Raw genomic sequence first — 25,171 nt, forward strand, 5'->3', positions numbered from 1 at the left:
CCTCAGCGACCGCCCGCGCGGGCCTGCTGCCGCACCGGCGTCGCGAGGTACGGCCGCACGCTCTTGACCAGCATCCCCATCTCGTAGCCGAGGACGGCGACATCGGCGTCCCGGCCGGCCAGCACGGCCAGGCACGCGCCGGACCCGGCCGTGGAGACGAACAGGAACGTGGTCTCCAGCTCGACGACGACCTGGAGCACGTCGTCCCCGTTGCCGAAGCGCACCCCGGCGCTGCGGGCGAGGGAGTACAGCCCGGAGGAGAGGGCGGCCAGGTGGTCGGCGCTGTCCGGGTCGAAGCCGTGCGCCGCCTTGACCAGGCCGTCGGAGGACAGCAGAAGCGCGCTGGTCGCATGCGGTACGCGGTTGACGAGTCCGGTCAGCAGCCAGGACAGGTCGGTGTGCTGGCCTCCCTGCAGGGCATGTGCCTGCGTGTGCACGTCACTCACCATGGTCGCGGTCGTCTCCTCGGCGGGGGTCGGTCCTGTCGTGGCCGGCTTCGGTACCGGCCCGGTAACGGTCGTAACCGTCGTGGTCGGCGGGACTGCCGTAGCTTTCGTCGGCGAGGCTGATGCCGCGGCGGAACGCGGCCATCAGACCGGGGTCGTGCTCGGGTTCGGGCTTGCCGTCGCGGCGTCCAGCGGACGGCAGGATCGGGTCGCCGCGCAGCTGGGGCACCAGGTGCTCCTGCTTGCGGCGGCGCGGCAGGCTGGGGCGGGCGCCGTCGTCCGCGGCGGGCGGGGCGGGCGGCATGAGGACCGGGCCCGGGTCGGCCGCGGTGTGCGGGGCGGGGTGGTGCGGGGCGGGGTGGTGCGGGTCCGGGTGCGGCTCGACGCCGGTGAGGGGGTGCGCGCCGGTGAGGGGGTCGGGGGCACGGTGCGCGCCGGTCGGGTGCGGCCCGTCGGCCGGTGCCGCGCCGGCGTGCACGGCGCGGGTGCCGGTGTGCGGGGTGTCGGTGGCGCTGGGCCACACTCCGTCGCCGTACACGATGTCCGGGTACGCGCCTTCGGCGGACGGGCCCACCGGCGCACCGTGCGCGGCACGGACGAGCCGCCGGCGCGGTCCGTGCGGGTCGTCGTCGGCGCCGTCGCCGTCGAACCCGCTCCGGTACCGGGACGCCGCGTCGGCGCCGGGGAGGGAGCGCGGCTCCGGGACCGTCAGGTCGATGTCCCCGGCGTCCGCGAACGGCTCGTCGCCCTGCCCCTGCGCGGTCTCCGGGCCGAGCAGGCCCTTCGGCACGACGAGAACGGCCTGCACGCCGCCGTAGATGTTGCCCTGCAAACGGACCACGATGCCGTGCCGCCGCGCGAGCGAGGAGACGACGAAGAGCCCGATGCGCCCGTCGCTCAGCAGCTCGGCCACGTCGACGTGGTCGGGGTCGGCGAGCAGTCCGTTCATCCGGGTCTGCTCGTCCAGGGACATGCCCAGGCCACGGTCCTCGACCTCGACGGCGAGGCCGGCGGTGACCAGCTGGGCGCGCAGCAGGACGCTCGTCTGGGGCGAGGAGTAGACGGTGGCGTTCTCGACGAGTTCGGCGAGCAGGTGGATGACGTCGGCGACGGCGTGGCCGCGCAGCGTGCCCTCGATGGGCGGCACCAGCTTGATCCGCGGGTACTGCTCGACCTCGGCGATCGAGGAGCGCAGCACCTCGGTCATGCTGACCGGGCGGCTCCACTGGCGGCGGGAGATGGCGCCGCCGAGGACGGCGAGGTTCTCGGCGTGCCGGCGGATGCGGGTGGCGAGGTGGTCGACGTGGAAGATGCCCTTGAGCAGGTCGGGGTCCTCGACCTGGTTCTCCAGCTCGTCCAGCAGCTCGATCTCGCGGTGGACCAGGGACTGCAGGCGCCGGGCGAGGTTCACGAAGACCTCGACCTTCTGCTCGTTGCCGCTGGCGTTGCCGCGGGCGATGGCCACCCCCTCCAGGACCGCCGCCTCGGCCGCCCGGCCCGCCTCGGCCACCTCGTGGGCGAGCAGGTCGAGGGCGTCACCGGCGGGCGGCGGCGCGGCGGCCGGTTCGCGCTCGCACCGCGGCAGCCACTCGCCCTGGCGGATCCGGTCCAGCAGGTCGTGGAGGTCGTGCTGTCCGCGGGCGCAGACCTCGCGCAGGCGCGCGTGGCGGGCGACGGCGGCGCGTGCCTCGTTGTTGGCCGCGGTGCCGGCGACCGTGACGACGGCGCACACCACGGCGCCGGCGCCGAGCAGGACGACCCAGTCGCGGCCGGCCAGCTCGGCACCGCCGACCCGTACGACGAAGGCCGTGGCGGCCGAACAGGTGGCGGCGACCAGGAGGCAGGGCACGGCGGCGAGCCGCACCAGGCGGGCCCGTATCGCCGAGTCGGCGGCCGTCTCCGGGAACGCGGCCCGGCCGTGCCGCCCGCCCTCCCGCTCCCGGCGCCGGGGGCCCGCCGGCACGGACTCCGCCCTCTGGGGGGAGCCCGGGGAACCCTGGGTCTCCTGGACGGCAGGAGTCCCCTGGGGGAATGCAGCAGGCATCGGCGCCCTCCGGATCGGCCCTCGGCAGTTCGCGGAGCACGCACGCTAGTTGTTACGGGGGTGGCACTTGGACGCACTTCGGCGTTTCGCTACCCCACGCCACCTCCCCCCGAGGGGCGCCCCCGCACGCCAGTGCGCATTCATCCGAACTGCCGTTCCACTGCCCGGGATTGCCGCCGCCGTCGCGGCGCCCGACCGACGGAGCGCGCACCGGCCGCGCACACTCCGGCCGAGTGTGCCCCGTGGCGACGAGTCACGGGACCGCCGGGCGGTCCGCCGTGACCAGCCACGACGTGCTGAGCAGCCGTACGGTGCCGTCCGCCGCCTCGTGGGCCCGCAGATGGTCCGTCAGGGTGCGGAGGGCCCGGGTGCGCGCGGACGGGCCGACCTGCTCCATCAGATGGCGGCCGGGCCCGGTGCCCAGCACGAAGTCCGCCGCGTCGGCGGCCCCGTGGCCCCACTCCCCGTACGCCTCCGCCTGCCGGACGGTGACGCCGGTGAATCCGGCCGCGGTGAGGACTTCGCGGATACGGTCCGGGGCGGCCAGGGAGAACATGCCGGGCAGCCCCGGCCGCCCGAAGTCACCGACCGGCACGATGTCGCGCAGCGCCGCCATGGCCGCCACCCATTCGTTGAGCGCGGCGTCGGCCGGGCAGACGAACGCCAGGCGGCCGCCGGGCCGCAGCGCCCGGCCGACGTTGCCGAAGGCCGCCACGGGATCGGCGTAGAACATCACCCCGTAGCGGCTGATCGCCGCGTCGAACGCGCCGGGCTCGAAGCCGTACGTCTGCGCGTCACCTTGCAGGAACGAAACGTTGGCGACGCCTTCCCGCCCGGCGCGGGCCCGCGCCTCGGCCAGCATCGGGCCGGACAGGTCGAGACCCGTCGCGTGCCCCCGCGGTGCCCTGAGCGCGGCGAGGCGCGTGGTCTGGCCGGAGCCGCAGCCGAGGTCCAGGACCCGGCTGTCCCCGGCGATCCGCGCGGCGTCGAGGAGCGGACCGTTGAAGCCTGCGTTCACGGCGTTCCAGCGGTCCTGGTTGCGGGCCCAGTGGACCCCTTCGGGACCGTTCCAGGCCTGCGCCTGCTCGGTGTTGACGATGTCCGGCACGGGTGCCTCCGGTACGGGACGACAGAAATGGGAGCGCACTCAAGCGGAATGGGCACGCGCCCAAACAGTATGGGCATACGCCCAAACCCGCAATCTCCCGTACCATCGACGCAGTTGACCGCCCCGGAGGCGGGACGACGGCCGGACGGCGGAAGCGAGGAACGAGGACCATGTCACCGCGCGGAGTGGCGACGCCGGACGTGAGCGAGCGGCTGTTCGCGGCCGCCGAGCGCATCGTGGAACGGGACGGCCCCGGCGCGCTCACCAGCCGGGCCGTCACCACGGAGGCGGGCTGCGCCAAAGGGCTGCTACACGCGCATTTCGCGGGGTTCGACGAGTTCGTGGCCGAACTGTGCCTCAACCGCTTCGCGCGTACGGCGGCGAAGGCGCGGGCCCTGTCGGGACTCGTCGGCGAGGGCACGGTGGCCCGGAACCTCGAAGCCGTCACGCTCGCGCTGTTCGCGTCCGGCGGCCCGTCCCTGTCCGGCCTCGCCATGGCCCGCCCCACCGCCACGCTGCGCATACGCGAGGCCCTGGAAGGCGGAGCCCCCGGATTCGACGCCATCCAGGAGGCCGTCACCGGCTACCTCAAGGCCGAACAGCGTCTCGGCCGCGTGGCGGGAACCGTCGATCCCGAAGCCGTGGCACTCGCCGTCGTCGGCGCTGCCCACCACCTCCTGATGACCGGCCGGCCGGGCGCGCCCGACCCGCGGCCCTCGATGTCACGGCTGGTGAAGGCGTTGGTCGGGGACTGAAACGTTGCCGCCGGACCGTCCCGTACTCCGTACACTGACGGCATGGCATGCCGCATCAGCGAGCTGGTCATCGACTGCGCCGGGCCCGAGCGGCTCGCCGCGTTCTGGAGCGGCGTCCTCGGCTACGTGGAACTGGGCCGGGAGGACGACGGCAGCATCGAGATCGGCCCGCCCGGCACCGGCTTCGGCGGCCCGCGCCCCACTCTCGTCCTCAGCCCCAGCAGCGACCCGAGGCCCGGGAAGCTCCGCCTGCGCATCGCCGTCACCGCCACCGACCGGGACCTGGACGCCGAGCTGAAGCGGCTGCTCGCGCTCGGCGCCAGGCCCGCCGACGACGGCCGGACCGGCACCGGGCGGCGCCCGCGTGTCCTGACCGACCCGGAGGGCAATGAATTCCGCTTTCTGCGTGCCCGGAGTCGGCCGACTCCGTAAGTCCCCGTGCGCAGCGAGGAATTACGTCCGGAATCATGGCGTACCCGTGTCACTGCCGGTCTCGCCGTCGGTGCAGCGGCGCTCTCCATTCCGCTGACGTCCAACACCGCTCCCGCCGGCGACTGGGAGGTCGCCGGCGGCGGGCGGTATTCCTCGGAGCAGTCCTGCGAAAGCGAAGAGCGCCAGGATTACGTCGACACCGGCATGTACCGCGAGGTCGACTGCGTGGAAAAGGGCGGCTCGTTCTACGAGATCCGGGGGCGTCGGTCGCCCGTCGACGCCGGTGAACCGCCCGCCGCGCCCGGTTCAGGCGCTGTCGGTCCGGAGGTCCGCCTTCTTCCGGGGGCGGGCGACGGTGGGCTCGCCCATGACGCGGCCCCCCGCCGCCACGTCGCCGAGCACCAGCGCGTGGGCGCCGATGAGGGCGTCGTCGCCGATGGACAGCGGGCCGAGGACGGTCGCGTTCACGCCGAGCGTGACCCGGTCGCCGACCCGGGGGTGGCGCCGGTCGCCGCTCGGCCGCAGCTTGTCCCGCCACCATCCCACCGCCCCCAGGGTCACCTGCTGGTAGATGGTGACGTCGTCCCCCAGGACCGCGGTTTCGCCGATCACCACGCCGGTGCCGTGGTCGATGAACAGCCGGCGGCCGATCCGCGCGCCCGGGTGGATCTCGATGCCGGTCAGCACCCGCGCGCAGCTGGTCAGTACGCGGGCGGCTATCCGGTGGCGCCGGCGGTACAGGCGGTGCGCGACGCGGTGGATCCACAGCGCGGGCAGCGTGGAGTGGAACACCGCTTCCGCCCGGGAGGTGATCGAGGGGTCGCGGGCCAGCGTCGTCTCGATGTCCTCAAGCATCCGGGACAGCGGACCGCCCCCGGTGCGCCGGCCGCCGAACGGGACGGCGGCCGCTTTCGGTGCACGGCCGGGCTGTTTCCGGTCGGACTGTCTGCGGTCGGACTGTTTGCGGTCCGGCTGTTTGCGGTCCGGCTGTGTCCCTTCGGCAGGTGTCCGGTCGACGGGCCGGTCGGGCTGCGACTGAAGCATGGCTCAGTTCCCCATGCTTTCTGCCCTCTCCCAGTCCTCCTTCGACCCGGCGTCCGCGAAAACCGTGACCACGGTCTCGTCGGGGCCGAGGTTCTTCGCCTTCTCGCGCGCGATCAGCCAGCTCGCACCGGCCGACGAACCGATCCTGGTACCGGTCTCCTTCCAGAAGTCGTACATCGCCGTGAGCGCTTCGCGGTGCGAGACCTGGGCACTCTCGAATTCCGGGATCAGTTTCTCCACGAACGGCTGGCGCATGCCGTACGTCAATCCGCCGGCCCCGGCGAATTTCGGTTCGGCGTTGGGCGGTCCGGGCGTCCCGTAAGGCAGTTCGGCCGGTGTCACGCCGATGACGGAAAGCCCGGGGGCGATACCCCGCAGCGCCCGCGCCACACCGGCGATCATGCCGCCGCTCCCCACCGCGCCGACCACGGCGGCGGGGCGTACACCGTCGAGCTGGCCCACGATCTCCCGGCCGGTGAAGAACTGGTGCGCGGCGACATTCGCCATGTTCCGGTGCTGGGCCAGCAGCGTCCAGCTCGGGTCCTCCGCGGCGATCTCCGAGGCCCGCTGCATGATGGCGAGCGGGAATTCGGACGCCGGCACCAGGTCGATGGCGGTTCCCCGCTCGGTCAGGTGGGTCAGCAGGCTCTGCGGTACGGAATCCGGCATCACGGCCCGTACGGGAATTCCGGTGACCGCGTTGAGCCCGGTCAGCGCGCGGGCCATGTTGCCGCCCGAGCAGTCCACGACCTTCAGCGGGCCGTCCTCGTCCGTGTGCGCGTTGATGGCGCGGCAGAGCATCGAATACGCGGGGCGGTCCTTGGCGGAGCCGGACGGGTTGCGGAATTCGTACTTGGCCATGATCTTCGCCCCGCCGGGCGGCCCGGGCACTTCGACGAGCGGGGTGCCGCCCAGGGTGGCCCGGAATTCCCGCAGTCCCGGATACCGGGCCAGCGCGGTGGTCTCGTCGACTGCCGCCTCCAGCGGCTCGGTTACGGAGAGGTCGATCTGCGGCGGTTGTGTCGCCATCGGGCTCACGATCCCTTCGCCAATTCGCGGCGTGCGCGGCCGGTTCCGCGCTGCCGTAGCACCGTGCGAGCGAACGCCCGGCCGGGTAGATGCTCTGGGAGGCCGGGGTGGGTGTCAACGGAACGCCGGTGTTCAAGCCGGTGAACGCGTAACGGCCTTACGGAGGAAGCGTTTTGGGCCCATCGGGACGTACGCCAGGTCCGGCTCACCCGGCGGGACGGCGGGGCTTTCCCGGTCAGCCTTCCGATGCCCGCCCGGCCATTTCCCGGGCGAACTCCTGCCATATGCGCGCGCACTGGCCTGCTATGTCGGCCACCGCCCTCGCGCGGTGCGGCGGAACACCGTCAACGAGGGCTTGCCAATGGGTCACCGGGATTTCATGGGAGCTGAGCAGACGCAGCAACGCGCGTCCCATATCGGTGGAGCGCAGCGCGGGGTCCTGTTTCAGCGGGCGCAGCCGCTCGGGCAACGACGGGTACGGCAGGTCCGGACCGGTACGGCGGTCACCGATGTCACCACCAGGACCGTCACCACCGGGCCCACATCTTCCGGGACCGTCACCACCGGGACCACAATTTCCGGGACCGTCACCACCGGGGCCACAATTTCCGGGACCGTCAGCACCAGACCCATGGCCACCGGTACAACCGGTGGCACCGACCCCGACCCCGTCCCCACCGGAACCGGCCACCCGCCGTACTCCGCCCCGCGGCGCCGGTACCGGGTCCTGCCCGTTTTCCAGGCGCTTGCGCACGTCCTGGGCGGTGCCCAGGGAGATCCCCGCTCGGCTGGCGATCTCCCGCAGCGGCGTGTGCGGCCGCTCGCCGATCAGCTTGCTGGCGTACAGCCGCCCTTCGGCGACGCTGGTGGGGTACGTACGGCCGTCCCGGCCCAGCCGGCCCCCGCCGTTCAGCCGAGGATCTTCCTCGGCTGAACGGCGCCGGACGGCGCCCACCGTCTTCGGGGACAGCCCCGTCACCCCGCCGACCGACCGGTCCGACCACTGCGGATAGGCGCGCAGGATGCGGGCGGCCGCCGCCTTGCGGTCGGCCAGGGACAGCGGGAGGCCGTGACCGACGTTCGAGCGGACCGCCAGGACGAAGCACTCCTCCTCCGTGCCCTCGATCAGCTCCACGCGGATGTGCGTACCGCCGCGCAGCAGCTCGGCCCGCACCCGGTGCGCCCCGTCGAGGACACGCATCGTCGGGTGGTGCACCAGGATGGGCGGCAGCAGTGCGGCGTCCAGCTCGGCGAGCGTCCTGACGTGTTCCGGATCCTGTCCGCCGCTGCGCAGCGGGCAGGAGAGGTCCAGCTCGCTGATCGGCACGGTGACGGCTCGGCCTTGTCGTACGGCACCGGGTCCGGGGGCGGCCAGTGACGCCCGTAAGGCTGACTCGGCGGTCATCGCACCGCTCACCTTCCCCCCCTGGCCGGCAGTCCGTGCCCCCATGAAAGCCGGACGCGCGGGACACCGACAGGACGGACGGCGGTCAGCTGGGTCAGGTGACGGTCAGAATGGTCAGGGTCGGTGCTGACCGGATCCCCGGCCTCGCCCCGGCGTCAGAGCTTCAATTCGTGATTCTCCAGCCAGCTGTTGAGCTGCACCACGAATTCCAGACCGATACGGTACGGCCAGCCGTCCCCGTCCTGCCGCCGTACGCCGCCGTGGTCGATGAGGGAATGGACCGGCGCGTTGGAGTCGGCGGCCAGCTTCTCGAACTCGGCGCGCAACGCGGCATCGTAGCGAGGGTCGTGACTGATCGGATACGCGCTCTTCTTGCGCTCCACGATGCTTCGCGGAAGGAGGTCGCGGGTGGCCGCCCGCAGCAGGCTCTTCTCCTTTCCGTCGAAGAACTTCATCGGCCACGGCACGTTGAAGGTGTAATCGACGAGCCGGTGGTCGCAGAACGGCACCCGCACTTCCAGGCCGACGGCCATGCTCATCCGGTCCTTCCGGTCGAGCAGCAGGGGCACGAAACGGGTGATGCTGAGATAGCTCACCTCCCGGATCCGCCGCTCCTCCGGGCTTTCGCCGGGCAGCACCGGTACCTCCGCCAGCGCTTCGGAATAGCGCTGGGCACGGTATCCCCCGATGTCCAGATCGGCGATCAGTCCCGGGTCGATCAGTCCGGCCAGCATGGGGACCAGGTCGTATCCGGCGGCCACCCAGGGGAACGTCTTCGCGTCGCGCAATTCGGGAGCGTGGAACCACCCGTAGCCCCCGAACAGTTCGTCGGACGCCTCGCCGGACAGGGCCACCGTCGACCGTTCGCGGATCGCCCGGAACAGCAGGTACAGCGAGGCGTAGCCGTCACCGAGCATCGCGGCGGGCGAATCGTATGCCTTCGGCACCAGGGCGCGGATGTGCGGATCGGTGAGTTCCTCCAGGGAAATCACCAGATTGGTGTGGTCGGCGGCCACGTGGCCGGCCATTTCCGCGGCGAAGGGAGCGTCCGGGGAACTGTGGACCACGTTCGCGGTGAAGTCCCGTTCGTTGTCGGCGAAGTCGACGGCGAACGAGCGGACCGGACCGGCGCCGCGGGCGGCGAGCGAACGGGCGGCGAGCGCGGTCACCACGCTGGAATCCAGCCCGCCGGAGAGCAGGGTGCACAGCGGGACGTCGGCGATGAGCTGGCGCTCGACGATGTCTTCGAGCAGTTCGCGCACCGTCCGTACGGTGGTGTCCAGGTCGTCGGTGTGTTCGCGCGCCTCAAGTGCCCAGTACCGCTGGGTACGCAGTCCCGTGCGGCCGAAGCGGAGCAGATGGCCGGGGCGCAGCTCGTACATGCCGTGGAAGATCGCGTGCTCCGGCGTTTTCACGCAGGCCACCAGTTCGCGCAGCCCGTCCTGGTCCACGACCGGGCGCACCTCGGGGTGGGCGAGTATCGCTTTGGCCTCCGAGCCGAACAGCAGCCCGCGCTCCGTCGGGAAGTAGTACAGCGGCTTGATGCCGATGCGGTCGCGGACGAGCACCAGTTCCTCGCTGCGCGCGTCCCAGAGACCGAAGGCGAACATGCCGTTCAGCTTGTCCACCATGCCCGCACCCCATTGCAGATAGGCGTGCAGGACGACTTCGGTATCGCTTTCGGTGCGGAACCGGTGCCCGAGCGCCCGCAGCTCCGCGCGCAGCTCGCGGTAGTTGTACACCTCTCCGCTGTACGTGACGGCCGCCAGCGTGCGGCCGTCGTGCTCGGCGGTCATCGGCTGGACACCGCCCTCGATGTCGATCACCGCAAGACGCCGGTGGCCCAGGCCCGCATGGGGGCCCGTCCAGTACCCCTGCGCGTCCGGGCCCCGACAGGCCATCGTGTCGGCCATGCCGCGCAGCACGTCCCGCGCGCCGCGCATATCACGCTCGAAATCCACCCAGCCCGTTATGCCGCACATGACATCCTCACTCTCTCTTCGGTTCGAGTCGGGCCCGCCGGCGTGCAGGGTTCAGCGCCGGTCACCAGGTGACCGGGAATTCGTGGATACCGTAGATGTCCGCGTCGTGCTTGAACGGCAGATCGCCGGTCGGTATCGCGGAGCGCAGGGTCGGTATACGCCGCAGCAGCGTCGAATAGACGATTTCCAGCTCCATCCTGGCGAGGTTCTGCCCCAGGCACTGGTGGGCCCCGAAGCCGAACGCCAGTTGGTGGCGGGCTCCGCGTCGCAGGTCCAGTGCGTCGCCGTCGGGGAACACCGAGGGGTCGCGGTTGGCCACGTTGCACAGCGCCACGAGGACATCGCCTGCTTTGATCAGGCTGCCGCCCAGCTCCACGTCCTCGGTCGCCACGCGTGTGGGAATGAACTCGGCGATGGTGAAGTACCGCAGGAGTTCTTCCACCGCGGCCGGAATCCTGCTCGGATCCGCGCGCAGGGCGTCCGCGTCCTCGGGGCGGTCGAGCAGGGCCATGGTGCCGAGCGAAATCATGTTCGCGGTGGTCTCGTGTCCGGCGACCAGCAGCAGGAAGGCCATGCGCGCCAGGTCTTCGTGCCGGTACGTCCCCGCCTCGCGCAGTTTCACGATCTGGCGCCCGAGGAGGTCGTCGGTCGGCTCGGCCTCCTTCTCGCTGATGAGGTCGCCGAGGAATGCGATGAGTTCGTCCAGCGCGCGCAGCCGTTCCGCCGCCGAAGCGCCGCGCAGCAACAGCATGTGGGACCGGGTCTGGAAGAACGCGTGGCCTTCGTAGGGCACGCCGAGCTGCTCGCAGATGACCAGCGAGGGTACGGGGAGCGCGAGCGCGCTGACCAGGTCGGCCGGTTTGGGACCGGCCAGCATCGTGTCGATGCAGTCGTCCACGATCTGCTGGATCCGTGGCTGGAGGGCCTTCATGCGTTTCAGGGTGAACTCACCGGTCACGGCACGGCGGGCTTCGCGGTGTTCCGTCCCGTCCATGGAAATCATCGTCCGGCGGAAGTTGCCCGGCTGCCCGTCGACCTGGAACGGAAAGCCCTGCTTCTGCCGGTCGGCGCTGAAGCGGGGGTCGTTGAGCATGGTGCGGATATCGGCGTGGTTGCTCACCGCCCAGACCGGCGCCCCCGGCGCCAAGGTCGCCAGGCTGACCTTGACGGGGCGGCCGTGCTGCTGGAACGCGATGTGCTGCGCATTCGGGGAGTAGGGGCAGGCGCGGGAAATCTCCAGTTCTTGCAGGGTTTCTTGCAAGGTTCCTTGCGGGGTTTCTTGTCGGGTTTCTCGCGAGGGTTCTCGCACAGTCGCTGTCGAGGCACGTTCCGTACTGGTCACGGGTTTCCCCTTCTCGGTTACGCCGAGGGACACGGTGCTGCGGATACGGTGCTGCGGACGTGGCGGCGCGGACTCAGGCCGTACCGGCCGGCTCGCCATGGCCCTGCCACGGGCGGGCGAGCGCGACCAGGGCCACCGCGGCGATGAGGACACAGCCCAGGACCACGACGGCCGTCGACATGGCGGTGGTGTTGCCCAGCACGCCGGGAAGCGGCGCGGCCGCGGCACCGAGTACGAACTGGGCGCCGCCGAGCAGACCGGAAGCCGCTCCCGGGGCGTCGCCGCCGACCGCGAGGATGATGGTGGTCGAGGCGGGCAGCAGCAGCCCGAACCCGGAGGTCAGCCCGAACAGGCAGGCCCAGGTGGTGGGGAACGTGCTGATGCCGAGGGAGAGCAGCCCCACCAGCACGACCAGGGAGACGACGGTGATGGCCACGCCGACGGCGAGCAGGCTGTTGAGACGTACGCGCCCGGCCAGCCGCCCGAAGACCGTACCGGCCGCCACGGTGCCGACGGCGTTCACGGCGAAGACGAGGCTGTAGCCGGTGGGCGACAGGCCGTAGATGTTCTGGAAGACGAAGGGCGAGCCGCTGATGTACGCGAACAGGGCGCCCAGTCCGCACCCCATGACGAGGAGGTAGCCGACCAGTTCGCGGCGGCGGAGCAAGCCGCCCATCGCGGCGAACACGGCCCGCAGGCCGCCGGTCCGGCGCCGCTCGACGGGCAGCGATTCGGGCACCCAGGACCGGACCGCCAGCAACAGCAGCAGCCCCGTCAGGGCCAGCGCCACGAACACCAGGCGCCACGAGCCGATATCGAGGATCAGGCCACCGACCACCGGCGCGAGCACCGGCGCGGTCGACCCGATCACGCTCAGCGTGGTGAGCTGGCGCGCCGCGTGGGTGCCGGTGAACCGGTCGCTGACCACGGCCCGTCCGATGACGATCCCCGCACCGCCCGCGACGCCTTGCAGCAGCCGGGCCAGGTCGAAGACGGCGATGGTCGGTGCGACCGCGCAGACCAGGGAGAAGACGGTGAACATGCCGGATCCGGCGAGGAGCAGGCGCCGGCGCCCCATCGCGTCGCTGACCGGTCCGAGGACGATCTGGCCGATGGCGAGTCCGATGAGGCAGGCCGTCAGCGACAGTTGGACGGCCGTCTTCGAGGTGCCGTACGAGCCGACGATCTCGGGGAAGCCGGGCGCGTACATGTCGATGGCGAACGGCGAAACCGCCGAGAGCCCGCCGAGGACGATGATGAGTCGCCCCGTTCCGGTCCGGGCGGGCGCGGAATCGATGCTGACAGTCATCGGTCTCCATCCGAAGGTGCCTGAGGGATAACTGAACAGTAAGATAAGCCTAACCTTACTTCCACCCCCGGCTGCCGATCCGGCCACGCGATGGAACCGACTCGGTGCCGCCTGCCGACCCGGCCAACACCACTTCGATAGCGGCGAGTTGGGCAGCACGGAGACGGCGGCCCGTCCGGTACCGCCGCGGCGCCGAGGGCACGGCACGGCGCGGCACCGCCGAGGCCGCCGCCGGTCACCACGTACGGCACGGGCCGCTCCACGCCCTATCTTCCGCACCGGGACATCGCCATGGTGTGGAGCGCGGAGCCCGGGAATGTGGAGCGCGGTCCCCACCCGCCGCGGAAGCCTCGACGCCTACGCCCGGGCCGTCAGGAGCGCATGCGTGCGCCAGTCGTCAGGAACGCACTCGCCCGCCAGGCGCCAGGAATGTGCCCGCCTCGCGCGCGTGCAAGCACGTGCCCGCCCGCGCGCGTCAGGAGTGCGCCCGCCTGAACTGAGCGGGCGTGGTGCCCCGGTCGCGCCGGAAGGCGTAGCCGAAATTGCTCGGTGAGGCGTAGCCGACCTCGTGGCCGATCCGGGCCACCGGCCAGTCGGTCTCCACGAGCAGCGCCGCGGCCCGGTCGAGACAGCGGCGCCGGTGGTAGTCCATCACCGACGTCCCGTACAGCGCGCGGAACCCGGTGGCCAGACGCCGGACCGACATCGACGACGCGCGGGCCAGCTCGGCCAGCGTCGGCGGTGCGTGACGTGCCCGCCACAGCAGGTCGGGGACGCGGCGCAGCGCGGCCACCTCGTGGTCGTCCAGGACGAGGGAGCCCTGGGCGTCCGCGGGCGGCGCGGTGACGGTGAGTCCGTCGACCAGCGCCGCCATCGCCGCCACGAGCCGCGACTCCATGAACAGCAGGCGCCCCGGGGACGAACGCCGGTGCAGGAAGATCTCCTCCAGCGGTCCGGCCGCCGGGCGCAGCGCGGCGGACCGGCCCAGATACCGCTCGCGCGCGATGTGGTCCGGCCCGACGGCCGGCAGGGCGCCCGCGCCGAGACCGCCCAGGTAGGACTCCAGCCCGGTCCAGGTCCCGGTGACCGACACGGCTCGGTACCGCTCGCCGTCGCCGTGCGCGATGATGCCGTCGGTGGCGCACCGGGGGCTCAGCGACACCGAGTTGGCCCGCAGGTCACCGGCGCCGGTGCTGGTCTCCCTGATGTGCATGCGCCCGTCGACGCAGTGCTCCAGCTCGAAGTGGTCGCCCGGGAAGGCGAACCGGACCTGGTGGCCTCCGGCGAACGCGACGTCGTACCGGAGGACGCGGAACCCGCTGCGCAGCGAGGTCACCTCGATCGTGCCGTCGCCCACCTCGGGGCGCAGCCGGTGCCGTACGGTGCCGTCGCGGCACGCGTCGGCCTGGGCGATCGACGCGAAGTACGCCGCGTACGCCGCGTCCAGGGCGGAACCGGCCGCGCCGGCGAGCTGGTGAACCGGAGTCACAAGATCAAGGTTAGCCTTCCCTCAGCGCCTTGCCCATGTTCAGCGAGCCGACGCGGCGCCCGGGCCCCGGAGGGCCCGGGCGTGCGACGGACCGTGCCCGGACCGGCCGGAAGTGCTCAAGGCACAGGTCAGAACAGAAGGTCGTAGGTGTCCCAGCCGCCACCGATCGGAATGGCCCTGTCGGGCACGACCTCGCCCTGGTAGCGCATCCCCAGGTAGACCGACAGTTGGCCGCCGAGGTCGCGGGCGGCCAGGTCGGGCAGCCCGTCCCCGTCCAGGTCCCGGATGCCGACGAAGTCGGCGTAGACGTTCCAGCCGCCGCCCACGCGGACCCGGGGCTCGAAGGGCCGGTGGGGGTCGCTGGAGCCGGTGGCCCGGTAGCGCCACAGCACGCCGTTCGTGTCCCGGGCCAGGAGGCCGTCGCCGAAGGTGGTCAGGTGGTCGTACACCTGCCAGCCGCCGCCCACCCGCACCGGCTTCGCGAACGGGGCGGAGGGGTTGCCCGTACCGGCGTAGAAGTAGAGACCGCCGTCGGCGTCTCGGGCCACCAGGTCGTTCTTGCCGTCGTTGTCGGCGTCCCCCGCGCCGGTGATGCTGATGTACCGGTCCCAGCCGTATCCGATGCCCTGGGGCACCTTGAACGGCGCGTACGGGATGCCGCTGCCCTCGTAGAAGAAGAGCTTCCCGTCCCGGTCGACGGCCGCCACGTCCCCCGTGCCGTCGGCCGACGTCCCCCCGAGCGAGGTGATCTTCACATACCGGTCCCAGCCACGGCCGATTCTCGTCCGCGACTGGAACGGCGGCTTCGCCCAGCCGGTGCCCGAGTACTGCCACAGCACACCGTCGTGGTCCCGGGCGTACATCGCCGTACGCTCCGAGGCGGCCGGCGCGGGCCGCGCGGCCGGCGCCGTGGCGGCCGCGCCGCCCGGGGCGGCGGAGGCCGGCTGGGTGGCGGCGAGCGGCAGGGCGAGCGAGGCCGCGACGGTGGCGGCGATCAGGGCCGGACGGAAACGACGGCGTGCGCGCTTCATACGTAACATCAAACCCCCTGGAGAGACGTGCCGTTACGTCCTTCCATGTCCGGAAGACGAACGGCATCGACCGTTTTCCGGGACCATACCGGCAAGTGACCGTTTTCTGAGCGGGACGTGAAGGTTGGTGACCGAATGGTCATATTGCGGGGCGTAGAGCGGCTTTGCGGGGGCACGCGCACAGGTGTCCGAGGGCGCATCACCAACCGGAAGGAGTCGTCGTGTCGTTCCTGTGGGCCGTCATCGCGGGGCTCGTCATCGGGCTGCTGGCCAAGCTGGTCGTGCCCGGGCGGCAGCCCGTCCCCCTGTGGCTGACGGTCATCCTGGGCATGGTCGGCGCGGTCGCCGGCAACGCGCTCGCCACCGCCTTCGGCGTGCGCGACACCGGCGGTATCGACTGGATCCGCCATATCTTCCAGATCGGTATCGCAGCCGTCCTGCTCGCCGTCATCACCCCCCTGTGGGTCCGGCGGCGCGCCTGACACGCCGTACGGACCGGCTCCGCCGGGCACCGCGCCGGCGGAGCCGGTCCGTGCGGCCAGCGCAGGCCGGGCCTCGCTCTCCTCGGATCCACGCCGTGCATGGGATGTTCATGGCGGACGGCCGGAAGCTGTCGTACCTGGATCTCGGGGGCCCGGGCCGGCCGCTGCTCACCCCGCCACTTCGAACACCTCCTCCGTGGCCGGTGTCCGGGCGGGCCAGGAGGGCCAGCCGTGGACCGGCGGGAGGGCCACCGTCCGCCACCACGGCTCCACCGCGGGCTCGTCGGCGGGCTCGAAGGGACGGCCGGGGTACGGGACGGCGCAGGGGAAGCCGGCGGTGCGGGCGGCGTACATGGTGCGTTCGGCGGGTTCGGCCCAAGGGTGGGGCGCGAGGTTGAAGGTGCCCCAGTGGATCGGCAGCATCAGGCCGGTCGGCCGGCCGCCCTGGAGGTCCAGATGGGCCCGCGCCCCCTCCTCCGGGGTCATGTGCACATCCGGCCAGAACTCGCTGTAGGCGCCGATCTGGATCATCGTCGCGTCGAACGGGCCGTGCTCGGCGCCGATCCCGGCGAAGCCCGGGAAGTAGCCGGTGTCGCCGCTGTGGAAGATCCGGTTCGTGGGGCCGGCCACCACCCAGGAAGCCCATAGGGTGTGCTGCGGGCCGCGCAGCCCGCGTCCGCAGAAGTGCTGCGCGGGCGTCGCGGTGAGGGTCAGGCCGCCGGCCTCGGCCGACTCGTGCCAGTCCAGTTCGGTGATCCGCTCCTCGGGGACGCCCCACAGTTCGAGGTCGGCGCCGATGCCGAGCGGTACGACGAAGCGCGTGCCCGTACGGATCAGGGCTTTGACCGTCGGCATGTCGAGGTGGTCGTAGTGGTCGTGCGAGATCACCACCGCGTCGACCGGGGGCAGCTCACCGAGCGGGAGCGGCACCGGGTGCAGCCGCTTCGGCCCCGCCCAGGTGAACGGTGAGCAGCGCTCGCCCCAGACCGGGTCGAACAGCACCCGGTGCCCGTCGATCTCGGCGAGCACGCTGGAATGCCCCATCCACGTCAGCCGCAGCCCGGAGGCGGGCGGCTCGCTCCAGTCCGCCGCGGTGGGCCGGTGCACCGGGATGCGGCCGACCGGCGCCCGGCGCAGCCGCCCCTCGCGGGCGAACTGGGTACGGGCCATGGGCAGCGCGGAGCCCGGGAGCAGCTGCCGGGTCGGCAGGGGGTTGCGGAACTGGCCGTCCACGAACTGCGGGGACCGGCGTATCCGTGCCAGCCGCTCCCCGGTGGGCCAGGCGCCGAAGACGGCGGGTCGGCGCAGTGGGTACCGCCCGGCGGCGGGCGGGTCGGACGGGGTCTGGCGGCGGGGTCGGTAGCCGGGCACGGCACCTCCATGGTTCGGGCGGTAGCGCTGTCAACGGGTCGCCGCGCAGTGAACGGACCGCCGCGGCGACGGGTTCCGGCACGCCGGCGTCCGGGCGCCGTGGCACCGGCCACGGGTCCCACGGCGCCCGGACACGACACGTGTTCCCCAACCGTCCCGAACCACGCGGCCGCCCGGCGCATTCCAGGACGGGCGGAGTGGTTTCCGACGGGCTCCGGCTCCGCGCCCCGGCTCCCGCCGCGCGGCGCGGCCGTACCGCTCCCCCTGTGCGCCCGGACCGTACGGCCCTGCCTTCATGTCAGGGCCCAGACCTCTCCGCCGGATCACGACGATTCCCCGGGCGGCGGAAAGCCTCCCCCGGCCGGGACACCCGGGAGTTTCTAACCCGCCGTACCGGCCCGGCCGGCCGACCCCGCCGAACTCCCCCGCCCGTCGCCCGCGCCGCCCCGCACCTGTTCCGGCCGGGGGTGCGGCTGGTGGCCTTCCTGCGCCTGGCCCTGTCACTGCCCGAAGTGCCGGCTCCGGCGCTCGGCATCCTGGCGCCGCCTGCCACCGGCACGGTCAGTCTGTTCCTGCCGAGCGGGGGCCATCGACGCGTCCGCGCGTGCAGTCGCCGGTACGGTCAGGCCGCCCGCCGCAGCGGCACCACGTCCGTCGGCGGGGCGCTGAGGCCGGGCCGGAGCGGCAGCAGGACGGTGCGCAGGACGGTGCGGGGTGCCATCAGGCGGGACGGCGGCGCGGTCAGGCACAGGACGTCGCGGTAAGCGGCGCCGAGGAGGGGGTCGGCGACGGCGCGCAGGAGGAGCCGCTGCACGTACCAGGAGGTCAGCCGCTCGACGAGGCCCGCGCGGGCGTCCGGGCCGCTCGCGTACGGCCGGTCGGCGCCGACCGCGGTGCTCCAGGCGGCGTCGGAGGCGCGCGCCACCGCCCGCTGTGCCTCCTTCGCGAGCCCCGGCCGCAGGCCGCCGCCGGAGTCCAGGATGCGGCGCAGCGCCAGGGCGCCGAGCGCGGCGACCGACATGCCCTGCCCGTAGACCGGGTTGAAGGTGCAGTTGGCGTCGCCGAGGACGACGAAGCCCTCGGGGACGCCGCCGGGCCGCTCGAAGTGCCGGCGGCGGTTGGCGGTGTCGCGGAAGCCGTAGACGGGCGAGACCGGCTCGACGTGCGGCAGCAGGCCGTGGATGTACGGGTCGCCGATCGTGGCGGTGAAGTCGGCGAAGCCCTGGTCGTCGGTGGGCGGGTGGTGGCCGCGTACGCCCGCGGCGGTGAGCAGCCAGATGCCGTCCTCGACGGGGACGTACACGGCGCCGCGCGGACACCCCGGCCGGCCGGGGATGTTGACGCCCATGTCCGGGGCGCCGGCCGGCCCGGTGGGGCGGAACATCCGGGTCGCGTAGGCGATCCCGGCGTCCACGGTCTCCTGGCGCGGGGCGGGGCGGCCGAGATCGGCGTACCACTGCGGGGCCTTGGAGGTGCGGCCGGAGGCGTCGACGACGAGCGCCGCGTGCAGGGTCCGTCCGGCCGGGCCGGCTCCGCCGTCGCGGCCGGCGTCTTCCCCGCGTGCCCGTACCCGTACGCCCGTCACCCGCCTCGCGTCGCCGGTCAGGCCGATCGCCTCGGTCGCCTCCAGCACCTCCAGGCGGGTCGCCGATTCGGCGGCCGTCCGCAGGACGCGGTCCCGTACGACGCCGTCGATCACCGGGCGGGTGACCGACAGGCATCCGTGGCGGCGTTCGTCGAAGCGGTGCTGCCAGCCCAGCACCGTACGGGTGACCAGGTCGCGCGGCGGGTAGAGGGTGCGCGCCCCGGCGTCGGTGAAGGCGCGGCCCGTGCCGGGCAGCAGCTCCTCCAGCGCGCGCAGACCGCCGCTGAGGAAGACGTGCAGGTGACGGGCCTGGGGGACGCCTTTGCGGAAGGCGTGGCCGGTCGGGTAGCGGTCGCGTTCGACGACGGTGACGGCGTCCACGTGCCCCAGCAGCGCGATGACGGCGAGCATCCCGGCGAGCCCGCCGCCGATGACGACCGCGTGCCGCTCCGCTCCCCCCGTGACCTCCGGCATCTGTCCCCCCCCGTCCCGCTCCCGGGCGGCCGCGCACGTCGGGCTGTCACCGGTACCGGTCGCGCGGCCACCACGCTTCCACCCGTCCGAGGTCTCTCACCTTCAGCGCACCGGGCGGCAGTGTCAACCACCGTTCGGAAGAGGAGGGTTGGGGTCCACCGCGGGGCCGCCGCGGCCGGCCCCGGGGCCCTTCCCCTCAGCCCCGCTTCCGGCCCACCCCGCCGTAGAAGATGATGTTGTTCAGCTCCTCCGGGCCGGGCGGCGGCCCGTCCGGGCGCCACAGCGGCACCCGCACGACCCCCGGTTCCAGCAGGTCGAACGGGCCGAAGAGCGGCTCGACCTCGGCCTTGGTGCGCAGGTTCAAGGTGGCCGTGGCGTTCTTGTAGACGTCCAGGACGCCGTCCCGCGCCTGCTCGTCCGTACGGCCCTGCTCGTACGCCTCGTACGGCTCGCCCGTGGCGTGCGACATCACCAGGACGCTGCCCGCGGGCAGTGCGCGCGCCAGCGCGGCGACGATCCCCGCCGGGTCCTCGTCGTCCCGGACGAAGTGCAGGACGGCCACCAGCAGCAGCGCCACCGGCTGGTCGAAGTCGATCAGCTCGCGCACGGTCGGGTGGGCGAGCAGCGCCTCCGGGTCGCGCACATCGGCCAGGACGACCCCGGTGCCCTCGGTGTTGGTCAGCCGCGCGCCCGCGTGGGTGGCGACGATGGGGTCGTTGTCCACGTAGACGACCCGGACGCCGGGTGCCGTTTCGCGGGCCACCTCGTGGGTGTTGGGCGAGGTCGGGATGCCGGTACCGATGTCGATGATCTGCCGGATGCCGCCGGCGACCACCTCGCGCACCGCGCGGTGCAGGAAGGCCCGGTTGGCGCGGGCGCTCAGCCGCACCTGCGGGTGCGCCTCGATGACGCGCTGCGCGGCCTGGCGGTCGACCTCGTAGTTGTCCCGGCCGTCCAGGTAGTAGTCGTACATCCGGGCGGGGTGCGGCCGGCTGGTGTCGATCTCCTCGGGCGCGAAGGCCGCCGCGTCCTGGAGCCCCCGCGAGCCGTCCTCGTCCCACGAGCCGACCACGGCCCGGGAGAATTCCGCTTCCTTCACGCCGTCCTCCGATCAGTGCCGCAGCCGCACCCGCAGGGCGCCGCGGTGAGCAGGAAGTCGGCCGCGCCCGCCTTCGCGCCCTCGATGAAGCTCTTGATCTCGCGGTGGGTGTAGATCAGGGCCGGGCCGCCCGGGTCGGTGGACTGGCGCAGCGCCACCCGGCCGTCCCCGAGCCGCAGCGCCTCCACGCACTCGCCGCCGTTGCCGCCGCTCCACGGCTTGTGCCAGCCGTCGCTGCCCAGGTCGGTGGCGGGCATGCCGTTGTAGATGCGTATGCGATCCATGGTTCAGATCTCCTTGCGAAAGCCGCCCAGAAGGGCCTCGGTGGTCTGTGCCGGCGCGGCTTGCGCGCACATCCGGTCCAGTGCCTCCAGGAAGGTCGAGACGTCGTCGCGCTGGTCGAAGTACACGGCGCCCACCAGGTTCTCCGCGTACGCGATGTCCGGCAGCTCCGGGATCGGGAAGCGGAAGATGCTGAACGGCCCGTACATCGAGGGGTGCGGTCCGGCCGCGAACGGGATGATCTGCAACCGGACGTTGGGCAGGGCCGCGGCCTCGGCCAGCCGTGCGATCTGGTCGCGCATCACCCGGGGACCGCCGATCGGGCGCCGGAAGACGGTCTCGTCCATGACCACCCAGAGCATGGGGGCGTCCGGGCGGGTGAGCAGCGACTGCCGCTCCATGCGCAGCGCGACCGAGCGCTCGATCTCCTCGCGCGGCGCGTGCGGCTGGCCCGCGTGCAGCACAGCGCGGGCGTACTCCTCGGTCTGCAGCAGCCCCGGTACGTAGTGGGGCTGGTAGCCGCGGATGAGGTTGGCCTCGCTCTCCAGGCTCACGTACGCGCTGAACCACTCGGGCAGCACGTCCCGGAAGTTGTGCCACCAGCCCGGCCGGTTGGCCTCGCGGGCCAGCTTCAGGAAGCCGTCGATCTCGTCCTGGTCGGTGACGCCGTAGGTCGCGAGCAGCTTCTCCACGTACGGGATCTTCAGGCCGACCTCGGCCTTCTCCATGCGCCGCACGGTGGCGTGCGTCACATCGAGGGCGGCGGCCGCCTGCTCGTAGGACAGCCCCGCCTTCTCGCGCAGGTCCTGCAGCCGCTTGCCGAGCACCACCCGCAGGACGGTCGGAGCGCCACCCGACCGTGCATCCGCCACTTCTGATCCCCTCCAACCAACATGAGTGATCAGCAGTGTGTCATGTCGTCAGCAGACCCGAACAGACTGTGCATGCGATTCTGCAAATTACACATTGATCCTTGCCATCGGTGAGCAACATCGCACATAGTTGCGGAGTGGCTTCCTCCGACAACGCTCCTTCGTTAGGGCGCTGTGGCGGCTTCATCGCCGAGCGTCTCCGGGACGCGTTCCACTTGCCGGCGCGCCGCACCTCCGTACCGGAGGCGCGCAGACGTGTTCTCGCTGTGCTGCACGAGTGGGGCGCGGCGGAACAGGTCCGTGACGACGCCGAGTTGGTGGTCTCGGAGCTGTTCACCAACGCGGTACGGCACACCGACAGCGAAAAGGTCGACTGCGAACTGACGGTGCTCGGCGCGTTCCTGCGCGTGGAGGTCACCGACCAGGGCCGCGGCGGCTCCACGCCCCACGCGCAGCCCGGCAGCGTGGACAAGGAGTGCGGCCGGGGCCTGTTCCTCGTGGGCGCCCTCTCCGAGAGCTGGGGCGTGCGCCCCGGCCCCGCCGGCCGCGGCCGCACCGTATGGGCCGACCTGCCGTACGGCTCCCCCACCGCACACTGAAACCGCCGCCCGCGCTGAGAAGCGGGCGGCGGCGGTGCGGTACGCGGGACAGGCGGGGATGCCCCGGCACCTCCTCCACAGGGGAAGCGGACCTTTACGGCGGCCCCTTACAGGGGAAGCAGGTCGGGCCGCTTCGGCTCGACGTGGTCACCGGAGGACTCGCCGCGCAGCCGGCGGCCGATCCACGGCACCAGATGCTCACGCGCCCACTGGATGTTGTCCCGGCGCGCCTCGGCGGGGGTGCGCTCCGCCTCCGGGGGCCAGGCCTGGTCCGGGTCGGCCGGCACATCGAGACCCAGCACCTGCGCGGCGCGCAGCGCGACCCGGGTGTGCCCGTCGGCCGACAGGTGCAGCCGGTCGTCGCTCCAGGCCCGCCGGTCCTGTACGGACTTCAGCGACCACAGGTCCAGCACCGGGCAGTCGTGCCGGTCGGCGATCGCCCGCACGTGGGCGGTGTACGTCGCGATCTTGCCGCGCAGATGCCGCAGCACCGGTACGCCGCGGGTGTCGAACCCCGTGCAGAGCAGCACGGTGCCGACCGTCTCCCGCAGATCGGCGACGGCCGCCTCGTACCGCTCGGCGACCGCGTCCGGGTCCGAGCCCGGACGCAGAATGTCGTTCCCGCCGGCACAGAACGTCACCAGGTCGGGCGCGAGCTCCTTGGCGCGCGGCACCTGCTCGGCGACGATCTGGTCCAGCAGGCGCCCGCGGACCGCGAGGTTGGCGTACCGGAATTCCCCCTCCGCACGCCGGTCCGACAGGAGAACCGCCAGCCGGTCCGCCCAGCCGATGTACGCCCCGTCACGGCCGGGGTCCCCGACCCCCTCGGTGAAACTGTCCCCGACGGCTGCGTACGACCCGATGGCGCCGTCCGCGCCACTGCTCATCTTCTTCGAATCGTCTGCCACGTCAGGACATACTTCACCCCCGGAAGTGACTTACGCCACCGTAACCAGGGGTTGACGTGGGGTGATTAATGCCACCTGGTCAAATTCTGCTCAAGTCGGAATAAGAAATGACCGGGATAAACGGCGTTTTCCGGTCGATCGGAGGGTGGGAGTGGTGACCGGAGGCGGGCGGAGACGGGGTGCGCTCCGGGTACGGAGAGGACGCCACGGAGTGCGGGCGGGGCAGGCCGGCGCGTGGCCGCCCCGGCACCCCGGACACCCCGCGACCGGCCCGGATGCCGACTGCACCCATGTCGTATCGTCGGAGTGGCCCGCCTCGTCGACGAGCAGCGTCGGCGACCGATCCCGAGGAGCGCCCGTGACGCAGCAGACCCCGGAGGTCCCGTCGACCGACTCCGAGCTCGCGGAGGTACGCAACTTCCGCGACGTGGGCGGCCTGCCGACCGTGGACGGGCGCCGGGTGCGCAAGGGGCGGCTGTTCCGCAGCGGCCACCTGGCGTCGGCGACCGAGGCGGACGCCGCCTTCCTCGCCGGGCTCGGGCTGCACACCGTCTTCGACTTCCGCAACGCCGCCGACATCAAGCTGGAGGGCCCGGACGTCACGCTGCCCGGCGTACGGAACGTGAACATCCCGCTCACCGACCCCGCCGACGGCGCCGAGTTCTGGGCGATGGTGCGCGACGGCGAGCTGGGCCACCTGCGGACGGCGCTGGGCGACGGCAAGGCGGCCGGCCGGATGGCCGAGACGTACCGTCACATCATCACCACCCGCACCGCCGACCACAGCCGTGTGCTGCACGCACTCGCCGAGGACAGCGTCCCCGCCCTCATGCACTGCGCGGCCGGCAAGGACCGCGCGGGCCTGTCCATCGCCGTCACCCTCCTCGCCGTCGGCGTCGAGCGCGCGGCCATCGAGGCCGACTACCTGGAGTCCAACGCCGCCCACCGCCGCTACAAGGTCCGCCGCTCCGACAACTCGCCGGCCGGCATGTCCCCCGAGGTCATGGAGCTCCTGGCCCCCCTCTTCGACGCCCGCGCCGAATACCTCGCCGCGGCCTTCGAGGCCATCGAGACGACGTGGGGCTCGACGGAGAACTACCTGAGCGAGGGCCTCAAGCTCTCCGCGGCGACGCGCGAGCGGCTGCGGTTCCAGTTGCTGGAGGACTGAGCGGCGCCAAAGGCGGGGACGGCGGAAGCGCGCCGTCCCCGCCTGCCCCTGTCGTTCTCCGCGCCTGGCAAAAGGCACAATGAATACCTCTATCGTCTGGACCCTCCTTTCCGCGCGGCGCATGATGAGAGCAGCGGCAAGGAGGCACAGCCATGAGCAATCATCGCCGCTTCATCACGGCACCACTCGTCGCGGCGACGGCAGCAGCCGGACTCGCCCTGACCGCCGCGTGCGGCACCGACAACAGCAGTACACCCGCGCCGACGGGCCCATCCGCTTCCGAAAAGACGCAGCAGGAGAAGAAAGCGGATTCCTCGTCGAACAACGAACGCGCGGATCTCACCCGCTTCCGGCTCGATGACCGCTCACAAGCCGGAATCACCGATATCTGGGTCGTGTGGACGGTCAAGAACACCAGCGGAAAGAAATCCAATTACCAGATCGACTGGGAGGCGGTCGACTCCAGCGGCACCCGCGTGGCCAACAGCACGGAGCTCGTGACCGACGTACAGCCCGGTCAGACGTCGACCGGCGAGGACATCACGACGCTCCACAGCACCCAGGGCATCAAGCTCAACATCACCCGCTTCGACCGCACCGCGGCGTACTGACGGGGAGGGGCCCATGGGCCTGATCAACAAGGCCAAGGCCGAATCGGCCGAGCAGGCGGCACGCAACGCGATCGACAAAGGCCGCCATGTCTTCGTGTTCAAGTTCATCGAAGCGATGACCAACAGCATGGTCACCGCGCCGATGACCGGGCTCAACGATCAGATCGAAGCCATCGAGAGTCTGGGGTGGCACATGGAACATCTGGCGGTCGGCGAGGGCAAGGCACTGTCCGGCGAGCGCTTGGCCGTCATCTGCCTGTTCCGGCGCTGACCGGACCGCCCACCCGTCCGGACGGGTGGGCGG

At 72.1% G+C, this 25,171-nt stretch carries 24 protein-coding genes; 7 read left to right on the plus strand and 17 right to left on the minus strand.

What is annotated here, in order from left to right:
- Positions 1-2: 2 nt before the first annotated feature.
- The 3 genes from CP973_RS25980 to CP973_RS25990 all read right to left on the minus strand — a co-directional run bounded on the left by CP973_RS25980 (position 3) and on the right by CP973_RS25990 (position 3,598).
- Entirely contained in the window at positions 3-449 is a 447-nt protein-coding gene (locus tag CP973_RS25980) for a roadblock/LC7 domain-containing protein (protein ID WP_150245955.1), read from the minus strand.
- Positions 439-2,490, minus strand: coding sequence for a sensor histidine kinase (locus CP973_RS25985; RefSeq protein WP_425282020.1), 2,052 nt, complete (start codon positions 2,488-2,490; stop codon positions 439-441). Before CP973_RS25985 ends, CP973_RS25980 begins: the two co-directional genes overlap by 11 nt.
- Before the next feature lie 253 nt (positions 2,491-2,743).
- Positions 2,744-3,598 (minus strand): class I SAM-dependent methyltransferase, encoded by an 855-nt coding sequence (locus tag CP973_RS25990; protein WP_150245958.1) that lies wholly within the window; start codon positions 3,596-3,598, stop codon positions 2,744-2,746.
- A 170-nt stretch (positions 3,599-3,768) separates the two neighbouring features.
- On the opposite strand from CP973_RS25990, the gene CP973_RS25995 reads away from it, so the two are divergent.
- Positions 3,769-4,353 carry a TetR/AcrR family transcriptional regulator gene (locus tag CP973_RS25995; protein ID WP_167538515.1) on the plus strand — a complete coding sequence of 195 codons (585 nt, stop codon included), beginning with the start codon at positions 3,769-3,771 and terminating at the stop codon, positions 4,351-4,353.
- Between the two features lie 42 nt (positions 4,354-4,395).
- Complete coding sequence (locus CP973_RS26000) at positions 4,396-4,785, plus strand: VOC family protein (RefSeq protein ID WP_150245960.1); 390 nt, start codon at positions 4,396-4,398, stop codon at positions 4,783-4,785.
- A 306-nt stretch (positions 4,786-5,091) separates the two neighbouring features.
- On the opposite strand, the gene epsC is transcribed toward CP973_RS26000, so the two are convergent.
- The 8 genes from epsC to CP973_RS26040 form a co-directional block, all read right to left on the minus strand.
- Positions 5,092-5,640, minus strand: coding sequence for a serine O-acetyltransferase EpsC (epsC, locus tag CP973_RS26005; protein WP_150250259.1), 549 nt, complete (start codon positions 5,638-5,640; stop codon positions 5,092-5,094).
- A 192-nt stretch (positions 5,641-5,832) separates the two neighbouring features.
- A complete protein-coding gene (locus CP973_RS26010; RefSeq protein ID WP_150245962.1) occupies positions 5,833-6,858 on the minus strand; it encodes a PLP-dependent cysteine synthase family protein in 1,026 nt (341 codons plus the stop codon).
- A gap of 235 nt (positions 6,859-7,093) precedes the next feature.
- Complete coding sequence (locus tag CP973_RS26015) at positions 7,094-8,263, minus strand: ParB/RepB/Spo0J family partition protein (RefSeq protein WP_167538516.1); 1,170 nt, start codon at positions 8,261-8,263, stop codon at positions 7,094-7,096.
- A gap of 155 nt (positions 8,264-8,418) precedes the next feature.
- The gene (gene asnB, locus CP973_RS26020; protein WP_150245969.1) at positions 8,419-10,245 is read right to left on the minus strand and encodes an asparagine synthase (glutamine-hydrolyzing); all 1,827 of its coding nucleotides are present in this window, start codon (positions 10,243-10,245) and stop codon (positions 8,419-8,421) included.
- A 61-nt stretch (positions 10,246-10,306) separates the two neighbouring features.
- A complete protein-coding gene (locus tag CP973_RS26025) occupies positions 10,307-11,506 on the minus strand; it encodes a cytochrome P450 (RefSeq protein WP_150245972.1) in 1,200 nt (399 codons plus the stop codon).
- Positions 11,507-11,660: 154 nt separating this feature from the next.
- Positions 11,661-12,896, minus strand: coding sequence for a multidrug effflux MFS transporter (locus CP973_RS26030; RefSeq protein ID WP_150245977.1), 1,236 nt, complete (start codon positions 12,894-12,896; stop codon positions 11,661-11,663).
- A gap of 475 nt (positions 12,897-13,371) precedes the next feature.
- Positions 13,372-14,385 carry a helix-turn-helix transcriptional regulator gene (locus CP973_RS26035; protein ID WP_150245980.1) on the minus strand — a complete coding sequence of 338 codons (1,014 nt, stop codon included), beginning with the start codon at positions 14,383-14,385 and terminating at the stop codon, positions 13,372-13,374.
- A gap of 128 nt (positions 14,386-14,513) precedes the next feature.
- On the minus strand, positions 14,514-15,416 hold the full coding sequence (locus tag CP973_RS26040) for a tachylectin-related carbohydrate-binding protein (protein WP_150245983.1): 903 nt from the start codon (positions 15,414-15,416) through the stop codon (positions 14,514-14,516).
- Between the two features lie 221 nt (positions 15,417-15,637).
- Between CP973_RS26040 and CP973_RS26045 the strand changes: the two genes are divergently transcribed.
- Entirely contained in the window at positions 15,638-15,898 is a 261-nt protein-coding gene (locus tag CP973_RS26045; protein ID WP_030600057.1) for a GlsB/YeaQ/YmgE family stress response membrane protein, read from the plus strand.
- A gap of 168 nt (positions 15,899-16,066) precedes the next feature.
- Here the strand turns inward: CP973_RS26045 and CP973_RS26050 are convergent, their stop codons facing one another.
- The 5 genes from CP973_RS26050 to CP973_RS26070 form a co-directional block, all read right to left on the minus strand.
- Positions 16,067-17,269, minus strand: a complete 1,203-nt coding sequence (locus CP973_RS26050; protein WP_244410018.1) for an MBL fold metallo-hydrolase — start codon at positions 17,267-17,269, stop codon at positions 16,067-16,069.
- 622 nt (positions 17,270-17,891) lie between these two features.
- Positions 17,892-19,328, minus strand: a complete 1,437-nt coding sequence (locus CP973_RS26055; RefSeq protein WP_150245985.1) for an NAD(P)/FAD-dependent oxidoreductase — start codon at positions 19,326-19,328, stop codon at positions 17,892-17,894.
- Between the two features lie 196 nt (positions 19,329-19,524).
- Entirely contained in the window at positions 19,525-20,400 is an 876-nt protein-coding gene (locus tag CP973_RS26060) for an SAM-dependent methyltransferase (protein WP_150250263.1), read from the minus strand.
- Positions 20,401-20,423: 23 nt separating this feature from the next.
- Positions 20,424-20,711, minus strand: a complete 288-nt coding sequence (locus CP973_RS26065; RefSeq protein WP_003981506.1) for a DUF397 domain-containing protein — start codon at positions 20,709-20,711, stop codon at positions 20,424-20,426.
- Between the two features lie 3 nt (positions 20,712-20,714).
- Positions 20,715-21,581: a helix-turn-helix domain-containing protein gene (locus tag CP973_RS26070; protein WP_150245989.1), complete on the minus strand. Its 867-nt coding sequence runs from the start codon at positions 21,579-21,581 to the stop codon at positions 20,715-20,717.
- Positions 21,582-21,796: 215 nt separating this feature from the next.
- On the opposite strand from CP973_RS26070, the gene CP973_RS26075 reads away from it, so the two are divergent.
- Positions 21,797-22,180 carry an ATP-binding protein gene (locus CP973_RS26075; RefSeq protein ID WP_150245992.1) on the plus strand — a complete coding sequence of 128 codons (384 nt, stop codon included), beginning with the start codon at positions 21,797-21,799 and terminating at the stop codon, positions 22,178-22,180.
- A gap of 107 nt (positions 22,181-22,287) precedes the next feature.
- On the opposite strand, the gene CP973_RS26080 is transcribed toward CP973_RS26075, so the two are convergent.
- The gene (locus tag CP973_RS26080; protein WP_150245995.1) at positions 22,288-23,088 is read right to left on the minus strand and encodes an SGNH/GDSL hydrolase family protein; all 801 of its coding nucleotides are present in this window, start codon (positions 23,086-23,088) and stop codon (positions 22,288-22,290) included.
- A 358-nt stretch (positions 23,089-23,446) separates the two neighbouring features.
- Here CP973_RS26080 and CP973_RS26085 point away from each other — a divergent pair, with 358 nt between their 5' ends.
- From CP973_RS26085 to CP973_RS26095, 3 genes are all read left to right on the plus strand, one after another.
- Positions 23,447-24,256 carry a tyrosine-protein phosphatase gene (locus CP973_RS26085; protein WP_150245998.1) on the plus strand — a complete coding sequence of 270 codons (810 nt, stop codon included), beginning with the start codon at positions 23,447-23,449 and terminating at the stop codon, positions 24,254-24,256.
- Between the two features lie 152 nt (positions 24,257-24,408).
- Positions 24,409-24,867 (plus strand): hypothetical protein, encoded by a 459-nt coding sequence (locus CP973_RS26090; RefSeq protein ID WP_150246000.1) that lies wholly within the window; start codon positions 24,409-24,411, stop codon positions 24,865-24,867.
- Positions 24,868-24,880: 13 nt separating this feature from the next.
- Positions 24,881-25,138 (plus strand): hypothetical protein, encoded by a 258-nt coding sequence (locus tag CP973_RS26095; RefSeq protein WP_150246002.1) that lies wholly within the window; start codon positions 24,881-24,883, stop codon positions 25,136-25,138.
- Positions 25,139-25,171 lie beyond the last annotated feature (33 nt).

Source organism: Streptomyces albofaciens JCM 4342 (assembly GCF_008634025.1).
In the GTDB taxonomy this organism is placed as follows: domain Bacteria; phylum Actinomycetota; class Actinomycetes; order Streptomycetales; family Streptomycetaceae; genus Streptomyces; species Streptomyces albofaciens.